Origin of the sequence: Candidatus Ichthyocystis hellenicum (assembly GCF_001460935.1) — a bacterium.
GTDB lineage: Bacteria > Pseudomonadota > Gammaproteobacteria > Burkholderiales > 2013Ark19i > Ichthyocystis > Ichthyocystis hellenicum.
Genome location: NZ_LN906597.1, coordinates 1,111,956 through 1,125,685, shown reverse-complemented (window position 1 = coordinate 1,125,685; position 13,730 = coordinate 1,111,956). Strand labels below are relative to the sequence as shown.

The 13,730-nt window shown below is 39.4% G+C and carries 14 protein-coding genes and 1 tRNA gene; 7 read left to right on the top strand and 8 right to left on the bottom strand.

Features of this window, described 5'->3' with window-relative positions; translation table 11 throughout:
* Window positions 1–19: 19 nt before the first annotated feature.
* From ispG to Arg41_RS04540, 6 genes are all read right to left on the bottom strand, one after another.
* On the bottom strand, window positions 20–1,267 hold the full coding sequence (gene ispG / locus Arg41_RS04565) for a flavodoxin-dependent (E)-4-hydroxy-3-methylbut-2-enyl-diphosphate synthase (protein ID WP_092343051.1): 1,248 nt from the start codon (window positions 1,265–1,267) through the stop codon (window positions 20–22).
* A gap of 12 nt (window positions 1,268–1,279) precedes the next feature.
* Entirely contained in the window at window positions 1,280–2,047 is a 768-nt protein-coding gene (locus Arg41_RS04560) for a helix-turn-helix domain-containing protein (RefSeq protein WP_092343050.1), read from the bottom strand.
* 20 nt (window positions 2,048–2,067) lie between these two features.
* Window positions 2,068–2,862: a tetratricopeptide repeat protein gene (locus tag Arg41_RS04555; protein ID WP_092343049.1), complete on the bottom strand. Its 795-nt coding sequence runs from the start codon at window positions 2,860–2,862 to the stop codon at window positions 2,068–2,070.
* A 14-nt stretch (window positions 2,863–2,876) separates the two neighbouring features.
* A complete protein-coding gene (gene rlmN / locus Arg41_RS04550) occupies window positions 2,877–3,956 on the bottom strand; it encodes a dual-specificity RNA methyltransferase RlmN (RefSeq protein ID WP_092343048.1) in 1,080 nt (359 codons plus the stop codon).
* A 9-nt stretch (window positions 3,957–3,965) separates the two neighbouring features.
* A complete protein-coding gene (gene ndk / locus Arg41_RS04545; protein WP_092343094.1) occupies window positions 3,966–4,394 on the bottom strand; it encodes a nucleoside-diphosphate kinase in 429 nt (142 codons plus the stop codon).
* Window positions 4,395–4,473: 79 nt separating this feature from the next.
* Complete coding sequence (locus Arg41_RS04540) at window positions 4,474–5,097, bottom strand: DedA family protein (RefSeq protein ID WP_157722277.1); 624 nt, start codon at window positions 5,095–5,097, stop codon at window positions 4,474–4,476.
* 35 nt (window positions 5,098–5,132) lie between these two features.
* Between Arg41_RS04540 and mutL the strand changes: the two genes are divergently transcribed.
* Together mutL and miaA are read left to right on the top strand one after the other, a co-directional pair.
* A complete protein-coding gene (mutL, locus tag Arg41_RS04535; protein ID WP_092343046.1) occupies window positions 5,133–7,019 on the top strand; it encodes a DNA mismatch repair endonuclease MutL in 1,887 nt (628 codons plus the stop codon).
* A 1-nt stretch (window position 7,020) separates the two neighbouring features.
* Window positions 7,021–7,962 carry a tRNA (adenosine(37)-N6)-dimethylallyltransferase MiaA gene (miaA, locus tag Arg41_RS04530; protein WP_092343045.1) on the top strand — a complete coding sequence of 314 codons (942 nt, stop codon included), beginning with the start codon at window positions 7,021–7,023 and terminating at the stop codon, window positions 7,960–7,962.
* 4 nt (window positions 7,963–7,966) lie between these two features.
* On the opposite strand, the gene purM is transcribed toward miaA, so the two are convergent.
* Window positions 7,967–9,010 (bottom strand): phosphoribosylformylglycinamidine cyclo-ligase, encoded by a 1,044-nt coding sequence (purM, locus tag Arg41_RS04525; RefSeq protein ID WP_092486911.1) that lies wholly within the window; start codon window positions 9,008–9,010, stop codon window positions 7,967–7,969.
* Window positions 9,011–9,174: 164 nt separating this feature from the next.
* On the opposite strand from purM, the gene Arg41_RS04520 reads away from it, so the two are divergent.
* The gene (locus Arg41_RS04520; RefSeq protein ID WP_157722276.1) at window positions 9,175–9,858 is read left to right on the top strand and encodes an HdaA/DnaA family protein; all 684 of its coding nucleotides are present in this window, start codon (window positions 9,175–9,177) and stop codon (window positions 9,856–9,858) included.
* A gap of 12 nt (window positions 9,859–9,870) precedes the next feature.
* On the opposite strand, the gene Arg41_RS08520 is transcribed toward Arg41_RS04520, so the two are convergent.
* The gene (locus tag Arg41_RS08520; protein ID WP_420885863.1) at window positions 9,871–9,945 is read right to left on the bottom strand and encodes a hypothetical protein; all 75 of its coding nucleotides are present in this window, start codon (window positions 9,943–9,945) and stop codon (window positions 9,871–9,873) included.
* Here Arg41_RS08520 and hemA point away from each other — a divergent pair.
* The 4 genes from hemA to Arg41_RS04500 all read left to right on the top strand — a co-directional run bounded on the left by hemA (window position 9,920) and on the right by Arg41_RS04500 (window position 13,384).
* Entirely contained in the window at window positions 9,920–11,260 is a 1,341-nt protein-coding gene (gene hemA / locus Arg41_RS04515; protein ID WP_092343042.1) for a glutamyl-tRNA reductase, read from the top strand. The two genes, Arg41_RS08520 and hemA, sit on opposite strands and share 26 nt — an antisense overlap.
* A 14-nt stretch (window positions 11,261–11,274) precedes the next feature.
* A complete protein-coding gene (prfA, locus tag Arg41_RS04510) occupies window positions 11,275–12,357 on the top strand; it encodes a peptide chain release factor 1 (RefSeq protein WP_092343041.1) in 1,083 nt (360 codons plus the stop codon).
* The gene (gene prmC, locus Arg41_RS04505; protein WP_092343040.1) at window positions 12,347–13,171 is read left to right on the top strand and encodes a peptide chain release factor N(5)-glutamine methyltransferase; all 825 of its coding nucleotides are present in this window, start codon (window positions 12,347–12,349) and stop codon (window positions 13,169–13,171) included. The genes prfA and prmC overlap by 11 nt, the downstream gene beginning before the upstream one ends.
* A gap of 123 nt (window positions 13,172–13,294) precedes the next feature.
* Window positions 13,295–13,384 (top strand) — tRNA-Ser (locus tag Arg41_RS04500).
* The last annotated feature ends 346 nt before the right edge of the window (window positions 13,385–13,730 follow it).

Genomic DNA, 13,730 nt, shown 5'->3' with positions numbered 1-13,730 from the left:
CCCCCACAGTCCACATTTATCAAAGAAGTAGTCGTTTGGGATACTTCGACTCTACGTAACGGTCTATAATGTCTAAAAACTCCTCAGCAATACTGTCTCCCCTCAAAGTATGAGTCTTCATACCATCACAAAAAACTGGGCAGATAGAATCTTCACCATTTCCTGGCAAAGAAATACCAAGATCAGCATGTTTGCTTTCTCCAGGACCGTTCACAATGCAACCCATAACAGCAACGGTCATAGTTTCAACCCCATCGTATAGGTCTCGCCAAATTGGCATTTTCTCATTAATATGTTTGTCAACGACCACCGTCAATCGCTGAAAAAAATCACCACTTGTGCGTCCACAACCAGGACAAGCCGTAACCATAGGAGAAAAAGACCTAAGAGACATCGATTGCAAAATTTGCTGAGCCACAATAACTTCTTTGGACCTAGAAGCACCGGGCTCTGGAGTAATAGAAACACGAATCGTATCGCCAATCCCTTCTTGCAAAAGAACAGCCAAAGCAGCAGTTGAAGCAACTATACCTTTAGATCCCATACCAGCTTCTGTTAGTCCCAAGTGTAACGGATAATTACAGCGACTAGCCAGCTGACGATAAACATCAATCAAATCTTGTACAGAACTAACTTTGCAAGAAATAATAATTTTTTCTTTAGCTAATCCCAATTTTTCAGCAAAAAAAGCAGATTCCAAGGCCGATACAATCAATGCTTCGCGAATAACAGCACTTGAAGGTAGTGGATTGGATCTCTTGGCATTATCATCCATCAATCGTGCCAAGGTACTTTCGTTCAAGCTCCCCCAATTAGCACCTATTCTAACTGGTTTATCATTTTTCAAAGCTATATCAATTATTTGGGAAAAATTTCTATCATGCTTAGCCCCAAAACCAACATTTCCTGGATTTATACGATACTTATCCAGCAGCTTTGCCGTATCTGGACAATCTGACAACAATTGATGCCCATTGTAGTGAAAATCACCGACAATGGGCACAGAAACAGACATTTTGTCAAGCCTCTCGTATATCTTTGGAACACAACGAGAAGCCTCTGGAGTATTAACGGTTATCCTAACAATCTCGGAACCGGCATTATATAGTTCAGCAATCTGAATTGAAGTAGCCACATAATCTTCAGTATCAGTATTAGTCATTGACTGGACACGAATTGGGGCACCACCACCAATAGAAACCGACCCTACTAAAACTTGGTAGGTATTAGACCTGTGACAAAAATGATTATCAGCATTAACAAACATCTATCAGTTACCTCAATTTAAATAGAACTGAACATAATTCTTACCTGTACTCTTAGTAACATGCCTGGGCTTACCTAAAGGTCTACCGTTATATATCATATTCAATGATGAAACATTTCCAGCAATAACAGAAAGAGGTGAACGAGCATGAACCTTGTAAGCCTTACCAGGAAACATATCCTCTGAAAAAACAACATGGCCCCGAGAATCATGAACAATCATCCAAGTAGCATGAGAAACGCGTATATCTAACTCTGATAGAGTTTCATTAAGTAAGTTAGTTTGGCTGGTAGGAGTTACATTTGGCATCTCAGGCAAAACCCTATCCAAGAGAAAATCTTGGTGATAATGAAGCCAAACCAACCTACCCAAACCAGCCCCTAGAACAGCCAAGAAAAAGAGAGTGGAAAACAGAATCCAGGGACTACGAACAAAGTCAAATATACAATTAAACCTATTTAAAATAAAAGATATAAAAGTATGCTTGACTTCCCTTGGATTTTCCAGATCATTACTTACATTCTGTGACAAAGAAGCATTGTAATGATCCATAACCTCCTGAGAGCTAACATCCAACAGACGACAATAGGAGCGGATAAACCCCCTAACAAAGGTTTCACCCGGCAACCTACAATAATCCCCATTCTCCAAATGACGAACCTGAGAACAACTTACCTTAAGGCAATGAGCAACATCCTCAATAGTTACATTTTTTTTTTTTCTAGCTCTTTCAAAAAAAACAGACAAACTACCTACCAAACCATCTTCCTGATTAAACATATACTCTCACAAAACCAAAACTAAGATCGGTGAACGTACGACTTCGCCTCCGCTGAGTCAGGAAAACGCGAAATCAATTCGTTAATATAAACTTCACTATTTCCTTCAAAGCCAAGCTTCTTCTGAATATCTATCGCAAGCTGTAAGGTCTTAGGGGTAATCAAATGATAGTGGTGAATAACCCGATTTATATCAGCCTGCGCACTAGCATAATCTGCCAGATACCACTCAGCTCTGCTGCGGTAAAAGTAGGACTCAACACTGTTACGATTTAACAAAATTGCCCTGCTAGCTGCTTTTAACGAAGAAGAGTACTCATGTAGACCCAGATAACAGTAGGACATATTGCTGTAAGCTTTATCAGGAGTCTCGTAAAGAGGATTCTGCAAAGCCAACTTAATAAAGCGAATACCATCCTGGGAGTGCTCTGTCTGACACAAAAACCAACCATAGTTATTCTGTATATCTGGATTATTGGGGTCATTCTTAAAAGCAATAACAAAAGACTTCCTAGCCTTCGTCCATTCACCTAATTGAGCATACACAACCCCCTGCAAACTATAAGCAGGAGCATAGTTCGGACGGGTGGTTAGAGCCCTATCAATCTCCTCCAACGCAATACCGTACTTACCCCTAGAATAATAAGCAGAAGCCAAATCGACGTGAATCTTTGCTCTATAGACAGGACCGTTAACAGGCTCCACACCAGGCAAATAGCCATTGTTGGATGAAGGGGTGATCTTACCACCTCCATTAAGATTCATCAAACATGCGCTTAGCAAAAATGGAGTAAGAAGAACGCACCAACGATACATAACATATCACCTTTCTAATGACTTTTCTGAAATCTAAGTATACGGCGAGTACGATCATCAACTTTCCCCGCCAACTGCCCACACGCTGCATCTATATCGTCCCCACGTGTTTTACGAACCGTAGACACCAAACCAGCTTCACTTAAACGACTCTGAAAGCGGGAAATAGAATCCTGAGTAGAACAACAAAAAGGAACGCCAGGAAATGAATTCCACGGGATAAGATTAATTTTACACGGCATATTCTTCAACAAACTAATTAATCTTTCTGCATGAGCAATAGTATCATTAACATCTTTAAGCATAACATACTCAAAAGTAATAAATTTTCTAGGAGAATGACATATATACCTATCACATGCTGCCATAAGCTGTGATAATGGATACTTCTTGTTAATTGGAACCAAATAGTCGCGCAATTCATCATCTGGAGCATGAAGAGACACTGCCAAAGCAACAGGACGCGTCTTAGCCATGCGATCTATAGCTGGAACGATACCAGAAGTCGAAACAGTAACCCGACGCCGAGATAAGCCATACGAAAAATCATCTAGCATAATGCCAACAGCCTGCATGACTGCGTCAAAATTTGCCAATGGCTCACCCATACCCATAAAAACTACATTAGTAATTTTACGTTCAGTACCTGAATTAATATTCTTCAAATAATTATTGGCCAACCAAAGCTGAACCACTATTTCACCTGTAGTAAGGTTACGATTAAAGCCACTCTTCCCGGTTGCACAAAATGAACAATTCAAGGCACACCCAACCTGAGAAGAAACACAAAGAGTTGACCTATTGTTGTCAGGGATATATACCATCTCGACAGCGTTCTTATCACCAACAGACAAAAGCCATTTTGAGGTACCATCATTAGAGTGGCTCTCCCTGACAACAGTTGGTAAAAGAAAAGAAAATATCCGGGAAAACTCACGACGCAGATCAAGAGAAATATCAGACATGAAAGAAAAGTCGCTCACTAATCGCTTATGAACCCAACTAAAAAGCTGATTGGAGCGATAGGACGGATACCCCTTCTCTTTAAGAAAAAGCGATAATCCATTGCGATCAAAATCAAACAAATTAACCACAGTAAACCATCAGCAATGTTCACAAATTTCAGATTGAGAAAAGAAATAAGCAATCTCAACCAATGCAGTATCTGTAGAGTCAGAACCATGAACAGCATTCTCATCTATACTGTCAGCAAAATCTGAACGAATAGTACCCGGCAACGCCTGCTTAGGATCGGTAGCCCCCATAATCTCTCTATTTTTAAGCACGGCAAACTCACCCTTTAGCACCTGAACCATTACTGGACCAGAAGACATAAAAGAAACCAAATCACCAAAAAAAGGACGATCACGATGTATAGAGTAGAATTCTTCAGCTTGTTGACTGGAAATGCGCAACATTTTGGCCGCCACGATAACCAATCCTGCAGACTCAAAACGTTGGTATATAGCACCGATTAAATTCTTACGAACAGCGTCCGGCTTAATAATAGACAAGGTCAACTCAACTGACATAAGCACCCACTCCCCAAAAGTCAAGATACAAAATTTTATCATTTAAAGTTATCATGACTGCAGCTCATTTACCAATTTGTTATTTTCTACCTCTCCTGCACACCCATAGAGAAAACGATAAAAGAGACGCTCCTATAATCAAGGCAGCGAAAACCCCTAGCCACTCCTGAACGAAGGACCAGTGCCCCAAAATCGTTCCCAAATAAACGAGTAATGATACCCAAATAGCCGCACCAAGAAAACTTAAAACTGAAAATAAGTAGAAATTGACATTAAAAACTCCAGCTAAAAATGGGAAAAAAGTCCTAAAAAATGGCATAAATCTCACTAACACAACAGAAAAACCACCGTAACGAGTAAAAAAATTTTGCACCCTAATAATCCAAGTATCCTCAAAAAAAGATAGCGTATTATCAAAACCCCGCCACTTTCTGAGAAAAAATCCCAATCCGTAACCAAAAATATTACCGATTGAGGCACCCAAAATAAATGAAGATAACAAAAAAGGAGTACTAAGCAACCCCCTGGACAAAACAGCTCCTGAAATAATTAACAAAGAATCTCCTGGAAGAAATGGCATAATAAAAGCGCCACTCTCTAAAAAAAACACGGTAAAAACAGCAAAATAAACGCTATTTGGATGTTCTTTCAATAACCAGGATAATAGACTTTCAGCGTTCAACAGAGAAGCTAACTGGAACAAGATCAACTCTCCCATCAAAGGATAGAAAAAAGTCTATGAATAAAATACAAACATTACCTAATCAACTCATAAGCCAAATCGCTGCTGGTGAAGTAATAGACAAACCATCGGCAGTAGTAAAAGAATTGCTAGAGAACAGCATAGATGCTGGGGCAAAGGATATCACAATACACCTTGAAGGAGGCGGAAGCAGGCTAATAAAAGTAGAAGATAATGGACATGGAATACCAAAATCTGAAATTATTCTGGCTTTAAAAAGACACGCCACAAGCAAAATTTGCCGATTTGAAGATTTAGAAAAAGTTCGTTCATTTGGATTCAGAGGTGAGGCACTGGCATCCATAGCATCAATCTCTCATTCAAAAATCACTAGCCGTACCAAAGAAAGCACCACAGCAACCATAATGCACACAGTAGGATGCGAAGAACAAAAACTACTAGCTGGATCTCGTGGCATAGGAACCACGGTAGAAATATCACACCTATACTTCAATACGCCAGTACGTAGGAAATTTCTTAAATCTGACCAAAGGGAGTTAGCGCATTGCGAAGATGTAATTAGGAAAATAGCATTACCTCACCCAGAAATTCGCCTACACGTATTCCATGGAACAACACCCAGATTTTTGCTTGAACACAACTCCCACGAAGAACGCATTCGCATCATTACCGGTGATTTTTTCTGGAAAAGAGCACATAGAATTGAGCATTGCCTAAACAATTGCAAAATATGGGGTTACGTAAGTAGTCCAGATCAAAAAAAAGTCTCCAAGGACAATCAGTTTTTTTACGTCAATAATCGATTCATTAGAGACAGGGGTATTCAACACAGTATAAGCAGTGCCTACAAAGACATACACCACCCTCAACAATCATACGAATTCGTAATATTCCTAGAAGTGCCACCACAAGAAGTAGATGTAAACGTACATCCCCAAAAGCTTGAGGTTAGATTTAAAAATCCGCAAAACATATACAAACTGGTGTATCACGCTGTAAAAGAAGTTTTACACACAACGCCTACCCCCCCAAACGTCACAACCCTTACTAAGAATAATTCACAACTTCCACCAGAACAAGAGTTTCTGCAAGAACAACAAGAGTCTCTAGTTGCAACTAAAAAAGAAACTAATGAACACGATTACACACCACCACCATCAGAAAATTACAAGATACAATCCTCAAAAAATCACCTTATTCCTACCAATTGCTCCAGTGTCAGTGATAATGAAATAAATAAAATTAAGTGCGCCACTAACAAAGCTGCACCAACTATGGACAATAATAACAAAGTCACCAGCAATGCAAACAAGATCAAAAACAATAATTCAATTGAACCTCCCATGTTAGGAGAAGCAATTGCACAACTCCATGGGTGTTTTATTCTATCTCAGAACACATACGGTTTAGTAATCGTTGACATGCATGCTGCACATGAGAGAATAATTTATGAAAAGTTGAAAGAGCAAATTAGTAAGCAAAAAATAGTCATTCAGAATTTACTTCTTCCCACAACTCTAAGACTAAGCACATTACAAACACAAACTTTCCAGGAACACCATGATAAATTAAGATCAGTTGGCATTCATGCTAATATGATTGCTGAAAATATATTATCAGTTAATGCAATACCAAATTTACTCACAACAAACATGGTTGAAGAACTTGTACTAAAAATATTGGAAGAAATTTGCGATTTTGAAGAAAGCCACGCATTCGAGGAACAAATAAACAAGATACTTTCAACGATAGCATGCCATCAAGCCGTTCGCGCTAACAGGAACCTATCCTTAGCGGAGATGAACCAAATTTTGAGGGATATGGAAAAAACTACCAGAGGTGGATACTGCAACCATGGAAGACCAACCTGGCACCAGTACCCCATGGAAGAATTGAACAACCTCTTCCTCAGAGGAAAATAATATGAACATGGTAATTGCCATCGTAGGTCCAACTGCTATAGGAAAAACAAAACTAGCCTTTTCCTTGGCAAAAGAATGGCCTATAGAAATAATTAGTATGGATTCAGCGCAGGTATACCGTAACATGAACATAGGAACTGCCAAACCAACGGCTGAGGAAAGGCAAGATTTGACACACCATTTGGTGGACATTATAGACCCAACAGAATTTTTTTCTGTATCTCAGTTCATTTCATCAACTGAAAAGTTAATACCGGAAATCTGGTCAAGAGGAAGGATTCCCGTCCTAGTTGGAGGAACATTCCTTTACCTTCATGGAATCTACCACGGTATTAATCACCTGCCAGAGAGATCGCCACTCATAAGAAAAAAAATTGAGAAAGAAGCGGAAGAAAATGGTTGGCCATCACTCCATAAAAAATTATCAATTATTGACCCAGACCGAGCAAAAACAATTAATGAAAATGACAGACAACGCATTCAGCGTGCATTAGAAGTTTATTATATAACTGGAAAAAAAATGTCAGAATGCTTCACAGACGGAAAAAAACCATTTGATAAAACGCCTTTTTGGATTTGTGGGCTGAACGTAAGTGAACGCAGTTCCATACACGAAATGATATCAATCAGATTTAAAAACATGATCCAAATGGGTCTAATAGAAGAGGTAAAAGAATTAGTCACCCTATACAAACTACACGAGAATATGGCATCCATGAAATGCATAGGGTACCGGCAAGTAATGCAATATCTGACCAAAAATCAATCCATGGAAGAGTTAATCAGATGCGGAACAGCAGCAACAAGACAACTTGCTAAAAGACAACTGACGTGGATAAAAAAAATTACATGTGACACCATGCTGTGGCCATACGACGACCCAGACGCTGGAAAGAAACTAAACCAAGAACTAAGTCGACACATGATGTTACCAAAGAACTGAAAAATCAGGATGAAACAACCACAGGCTCAAGCTTAGACGAGATCTCAATTTCACCTATCTCATAAGCCTCTTCACCACAGCGCTGCAAAATATCCATCACGACCCCAACAGAATCCGGAGAAATAATTAATACAAAACCTATGCCATTATTAAAAACACGGAGCATCTCTTCGTGATCAATACGTCCTTGCTCCTTCAACCAATCAAAAATAGAACTACGGGGCCACGAAGAACGATAAAGATGAACTGTCAGACCATCAGGAACAACTCGTGGAATATTACCCAGCAATCCCCCTCCGGTAATATGGGCCATAGCATGCACAACATCATCTGTTTCTTTAAGTACATTCAAAATAGATGGAACATAGATTCTCGTAGGTTCTATCAAAAGATCTAGAATTGAATTATTTTCCTTATCAAGTGATTTATGTACATCAATATCATTCTTCTCCAGAATATGACGAACCAACGAGTACCCATTAGCATGAACCCCAGATGAAGCCAAACCTATAACGATATCTCCCACTGAAACACGCCCTGAATCCATTATCTTAGATTTTTCCACAACACCTACACAGAACCCAGCTATATCATAATCACCATCAGAATACATTCCGGGCATTTCAGCAGTTTCCCCTCCAACAAGAGCACAAGAAGATTGCCTACATCCAGTAGCGATACCAGCGACAACCTCACCAGCAACTTCCTCCCGTAACACTGAACAAGAAAAGTAATCCAGAAAAAAAAGAGGTTTTGCTCCCTGAACCAAAACATCGTTCACACACATAGCTACCAAATCAATACCTATAGACTCATGCCTGGAATACTTTATGGCAAGTTTCAACTTGGTCCCCACCCCATCGGTTCCAGAAACTAACACAGGCTCCTTATAGGAAAGGCTACTCAGGTCAAAAAGAGATGAAAAAGACCCCACGCCAGACAAAACACCAGGAACGTAGGTAGGTTCGGAAAGAGATTTAATTGAGCGGACAAACCTATCACCCGCATGAATATTAACACCAGAATCAAGATAGCTAACACCAGACATCTTTCCCCCCGTAAAGCATTCTCATATACTACCAACAACCGAAGAAGATACAGTTTTTTCAATCAATTGATCAACCATATCTCAAAACAAATCAATTTTGAATGATTTTCTGCGAGTGTTTTTGGTAAACTTAGTCCATGCTATCTGATACAATGCCAAAATATATGCAACAGAGTATTTTAGACATCTCCACCGGGTGTAAATTGACCCTTGGCAATTTTTTCGTTGGACAAAACAAAGAACTCGTTGAATCTATTAATAATATTCGCGGAGAAAGTTTCTCTAGCTTGGGATTATACCTGTTCGGAGCTCCAGGCTGTGGCCGAACACACCTTCTTCTGGCATCCATTCAAGGCGTAAGCAATACAGCATACATAGATGCGGTGAAAGACAAACATCTAAGGACAAAAATCGGCAGCTCTAATATTATAGCGATTGATAATATTGATCGACTGTCTCCTGGAGGACAAATAAAGCTATTCAATTGGTTCAATCGCGCCTCTCAACAGCGGATAAGATTCATACTATCTGGAAACAAAGCCCCTCTTTTCATGAGACTTAGGGAAGACCTGAGAACTAGAGTTGCCACCTTACTGGCATTCCCCGTGCACCCTCTTTCTGATGATCAAAAGGTTGAGGTGGTTAAAAAATATGCACAAGACAGAGGGATCAATCTGAAGGAAAGCACAGTAATATACCTTCTTAATCATGTAGATAGAAATCTGTCAAACCTAATCGATTGGTTAAATCGCTTGGATCACCTATCATTGTCAAAAAAAAAGAACATAACTGCCCACTTCGTGCGCGCAGCGATAGAATCTCAGAAATCGCAAGATGTGGTTGATTAAACACATACACATTTAAGATAATATACAATAATTTGCAACTCTAGTTGACGGCCTGGTATCGATGGAATATCCGCTATGTGTTAGCATAGTGACCCGTCGGGCTGGTCTGGGTACTTTTTTTCTTGATCAAGACATGTGGAGACGGTACCAAATGTTAAGGACTGCTAGTATAAGCTACCAATCAGCGCCAGTGAGCTTCAGAGAAAGAGTGTCCTTTAAATCTGACGAGATCGTTAGCTCTATTCGCGAATTAACATCAAAACCAGGAATTAGCGAAGCAGCCATAATCTCCACCTGCAACCGCACAGAGATATACATAGTATCTCGAGAAGATTTTGATTTTTGCTCTTGGCTGTCCAGGAAAAAATGCATAGAACCGGATGAAATGAGTAACCACATCATATACAGAAATGGCATTAACGCCGTCAAGCACGTTTTCCGCGTAGCATCCAGTCTTGACTCAATTGTTATCGGAGAGTCTCAAATTCTTGGGCAACTTAAAAAAGCTGCATTACTATCTCAGTCATCAAATGGGTGCAAAACAGTTTTACATCGACTATTCCACGGCGCCTTTTCCACAGCTAAAGAGGTACGTAGCTCAACGGGAATTGGAAGAAATGTAATATCAACAGCTGCTGGAGCAGCTTACTTGGTAGAAAACGTATTTTCCTCAATAAAGGACCAGAATGTCTTATTCATAGGTGGAGGTGAAATCATCAACCTATGCATGACCCACTTTCATAGCAGATCCCCCAAAAGCATGGGTATTACCAATAGAACAGCGCAAAGGGTAACTCATTTAGTAGACAAGTTCAAAGCCCATGAATTTCCTTTAGATGAAATCGAAAACAATGTTCACCTGTATGATGTAATTGTCAGCGGAATAACAAGCCCTCAACCGATAATTTCACAAAAAATGATGAACAATGCCCTAGCTAAGAGAAAAAATAAGCCGGTTGTTATTGTTGATTTATCGGTTCCAAGGAGTATAGAAAGATTACCGGCAAACAATGGCAGTGTATACGTATATACGGTCGATGATTTATCAAATTTTGTAAAATCTGGAATTGCAGCCAGATGTTCAGCAATTCAATTAGCAGAAAAAATAGTAGATAAGAACATCGAAGTATATCAACATTGGCTTAGGGCACGTGAATCTGTTGGAACTATAAGAACTCTCAGGGAACGGAATTACCACATTGCGGTTAAGGAAGGTCAAAGAGCTGTAAGGCGCTTGCAACAAGGAGCATCATCCGAAGTAGTAATAAGAAATTTATGTCAAAAAATAGTAAACAAAATTCTCCATCATCCAACCAAAGCATTACGTGATAACATCCGTTTCGAAAAGCACACGACAGTAGACATAGTTGCTAAGATATTTGACATAGAAAATAACACCTAACCATCGGATTTTTTATGAAGCCATCTTTGCTTAACCACATACAGAAAATGCATAAAAGAACTAAGGAGATTGACACCCTATTAGCAGAGGAAGACGCAACGCGTGATATTAATCGTTATCGATCTCTTAGCAAAGAACACGCTGATTTAAAGGATATAGCCTCACTTTACGAACGATATATGAGTATTGAGAATGAGATTATCGATGCTGAGTGCATGTTGTCTGATGAAGACATGAAATCTCTAGCAGCGGATGAAATCAATAGGTTGAAAGAAGAAAAAAATAGTGTAGAAAAGCAAATTTGTGCCTTTCTAATACCACATGACCCCAATGATCATTGCAATATATATCTCGAAATACGAGCAGGAACAGGCGGAAACGAATCAGCTTTATTTTCATCCGACCTGCTGAGAATGTATTGCCGATTTGCAGAACGCAATAACTGGAAAGTAGAAATTGTTTCGGAGTCTCCATCTGAGATTGGTGGATATAAGGAAGTTATAGCTAAAATTTGCGGATCTAATGTTTACTCCCAACTGAAGTTTGAATCTGGGGCTCACCGAGTTCAGAGAGTACCTTTAACTGAAACTCAGGGACGAATACATACTTCGGCTTGCACGGTGGCAGTAATGCCTGAAGCAGATGAAATCAATGAGATTTCTATTCAACCTCAAGATATTCGGGTTAACACATACAGGGCATCTGGAGCCGGAGGGCAGCACGTAAACAAAACTGATTCAGCTGTCCGCATAACCCACATACCAACTGGGATTGTGGTGGAATGCCAAGAAGACAGATCTCAACATAAGAATAGGGAGCGAGCGCTCTCCGTATTGTCATCCAGAATTTTGGATAAAAAGATACGTGAGCAAAACGAAAAAATAGCAAAAACAAGAAAATTGCTTGTAGGAACAGGAGACCGTTCAGATCGCATTAGAACTTACAACTTTCCTCAAGGAAGAGTAACAGATCACCGCATAAACCTAACTCTTTACAAAATTGATGCTATATTAGACGGCGATATATTTGAGATCACGCAGTCTCTTCAAGCAGAACATCAGGCAGAGTGGATGAGCAATCTAGGAAATGATGAGTAGCAAAACGTATCATGCTTGGCTTTTAAGATTTAGAGAATACATATCTTATCGAGAATCGATTTGGCTCCTAGCTCACATAACTGGTAATGATCATGCCGATATCATTACCAACATTGATAAAAATGTCCCTGATGACATTGTGCCCAACTTCGAGCTAGCGATATCAAAATTGACAGAAGGTACCCCGCTACCCTACATTCTGGGAAGCTCATACTTTATGAATAGAAAATTTTTTGTTAGCACTGACGTAATGATTCCGCGTCCAGATACAGAATGCTTAGTAAGTAAAATACTTGAATTACTAGGAAGCGACACCAAGGAGAAGCGTATCCTAGATCTAGGAACCGGAAGTGGAATAATAGCCATTACCATAAAGAAAAACTTCCCTCAACACATTGTTTGGGCCACAGATTACTCTCCTGGGGCACTTTTAATTGCACGAAAAAATTCTGCATTTCACGAGGCAGATATAAATTTAAGCCATGGAAATTGGTACGAAGCCGTCGTTGGTGAAAAATTTGACTATATTATATCCAACCCTCCTTATATTTCTCCGCATGACTCACACCTTATTGACCTATCTCATGAACCAAAGTCTGCATTAGTATCACATGATGAAGGATTCCAAGATTTGGAAAAAATAATAAGTGGAGCAAATAATTACCTTTATCCAGAAGGACAACTAATAGTTGAACATGGTTGGCAGCAAGGATTTAGATGTCAATACGCATTTCACGAAAATGGATTAACTATGGTATCGACGCTGAAAGATTATCTATTTAGGGACCGTATTACTACGGGGAAGTCAAAATAGATCAAATTAACTAGGAAAAGACAGTATTATGGAGGTGCGTAGTACTATTTTGGTGCAAAAAGTACGGTAATTAATGTATATTTACCGAGTTGTAAGCTAGTAAAATATAATAGAATTATACGCGGAGAGATGCCAGAGTGGCCGAATGGGACAGACTCGAAATCTGTTGTACCACATGTGGTACCGTGGGTTCGAATCCCACTCTCTCCGCCACCTCACATGTCACTTTTTAGTAAAAATTATATATAAATACTAGTGATTACTAAGACCACCGATGAGAGTAATCTATAAGATCTTTAATGTAAAAATCCTAATCTTACCCATCTAAGCATATAATTGCAGCTGCTATTGTTCGGATTCTATTTTTGTAACTGTGTTTAGCTGCAATACATAAAATCAATCAGCATACTCATAGGATAAAAAAGTTGGTTTCTTATCAATTGAACAGTTAATCCTAATATTTGTACTATTATGGTAGAATAATTCCGTAGCCATGTTGATTGATATGCTTGGTCTGCCTCGTCTTTATCAATGAAAAGCACATGGTATAAGTTCCGTA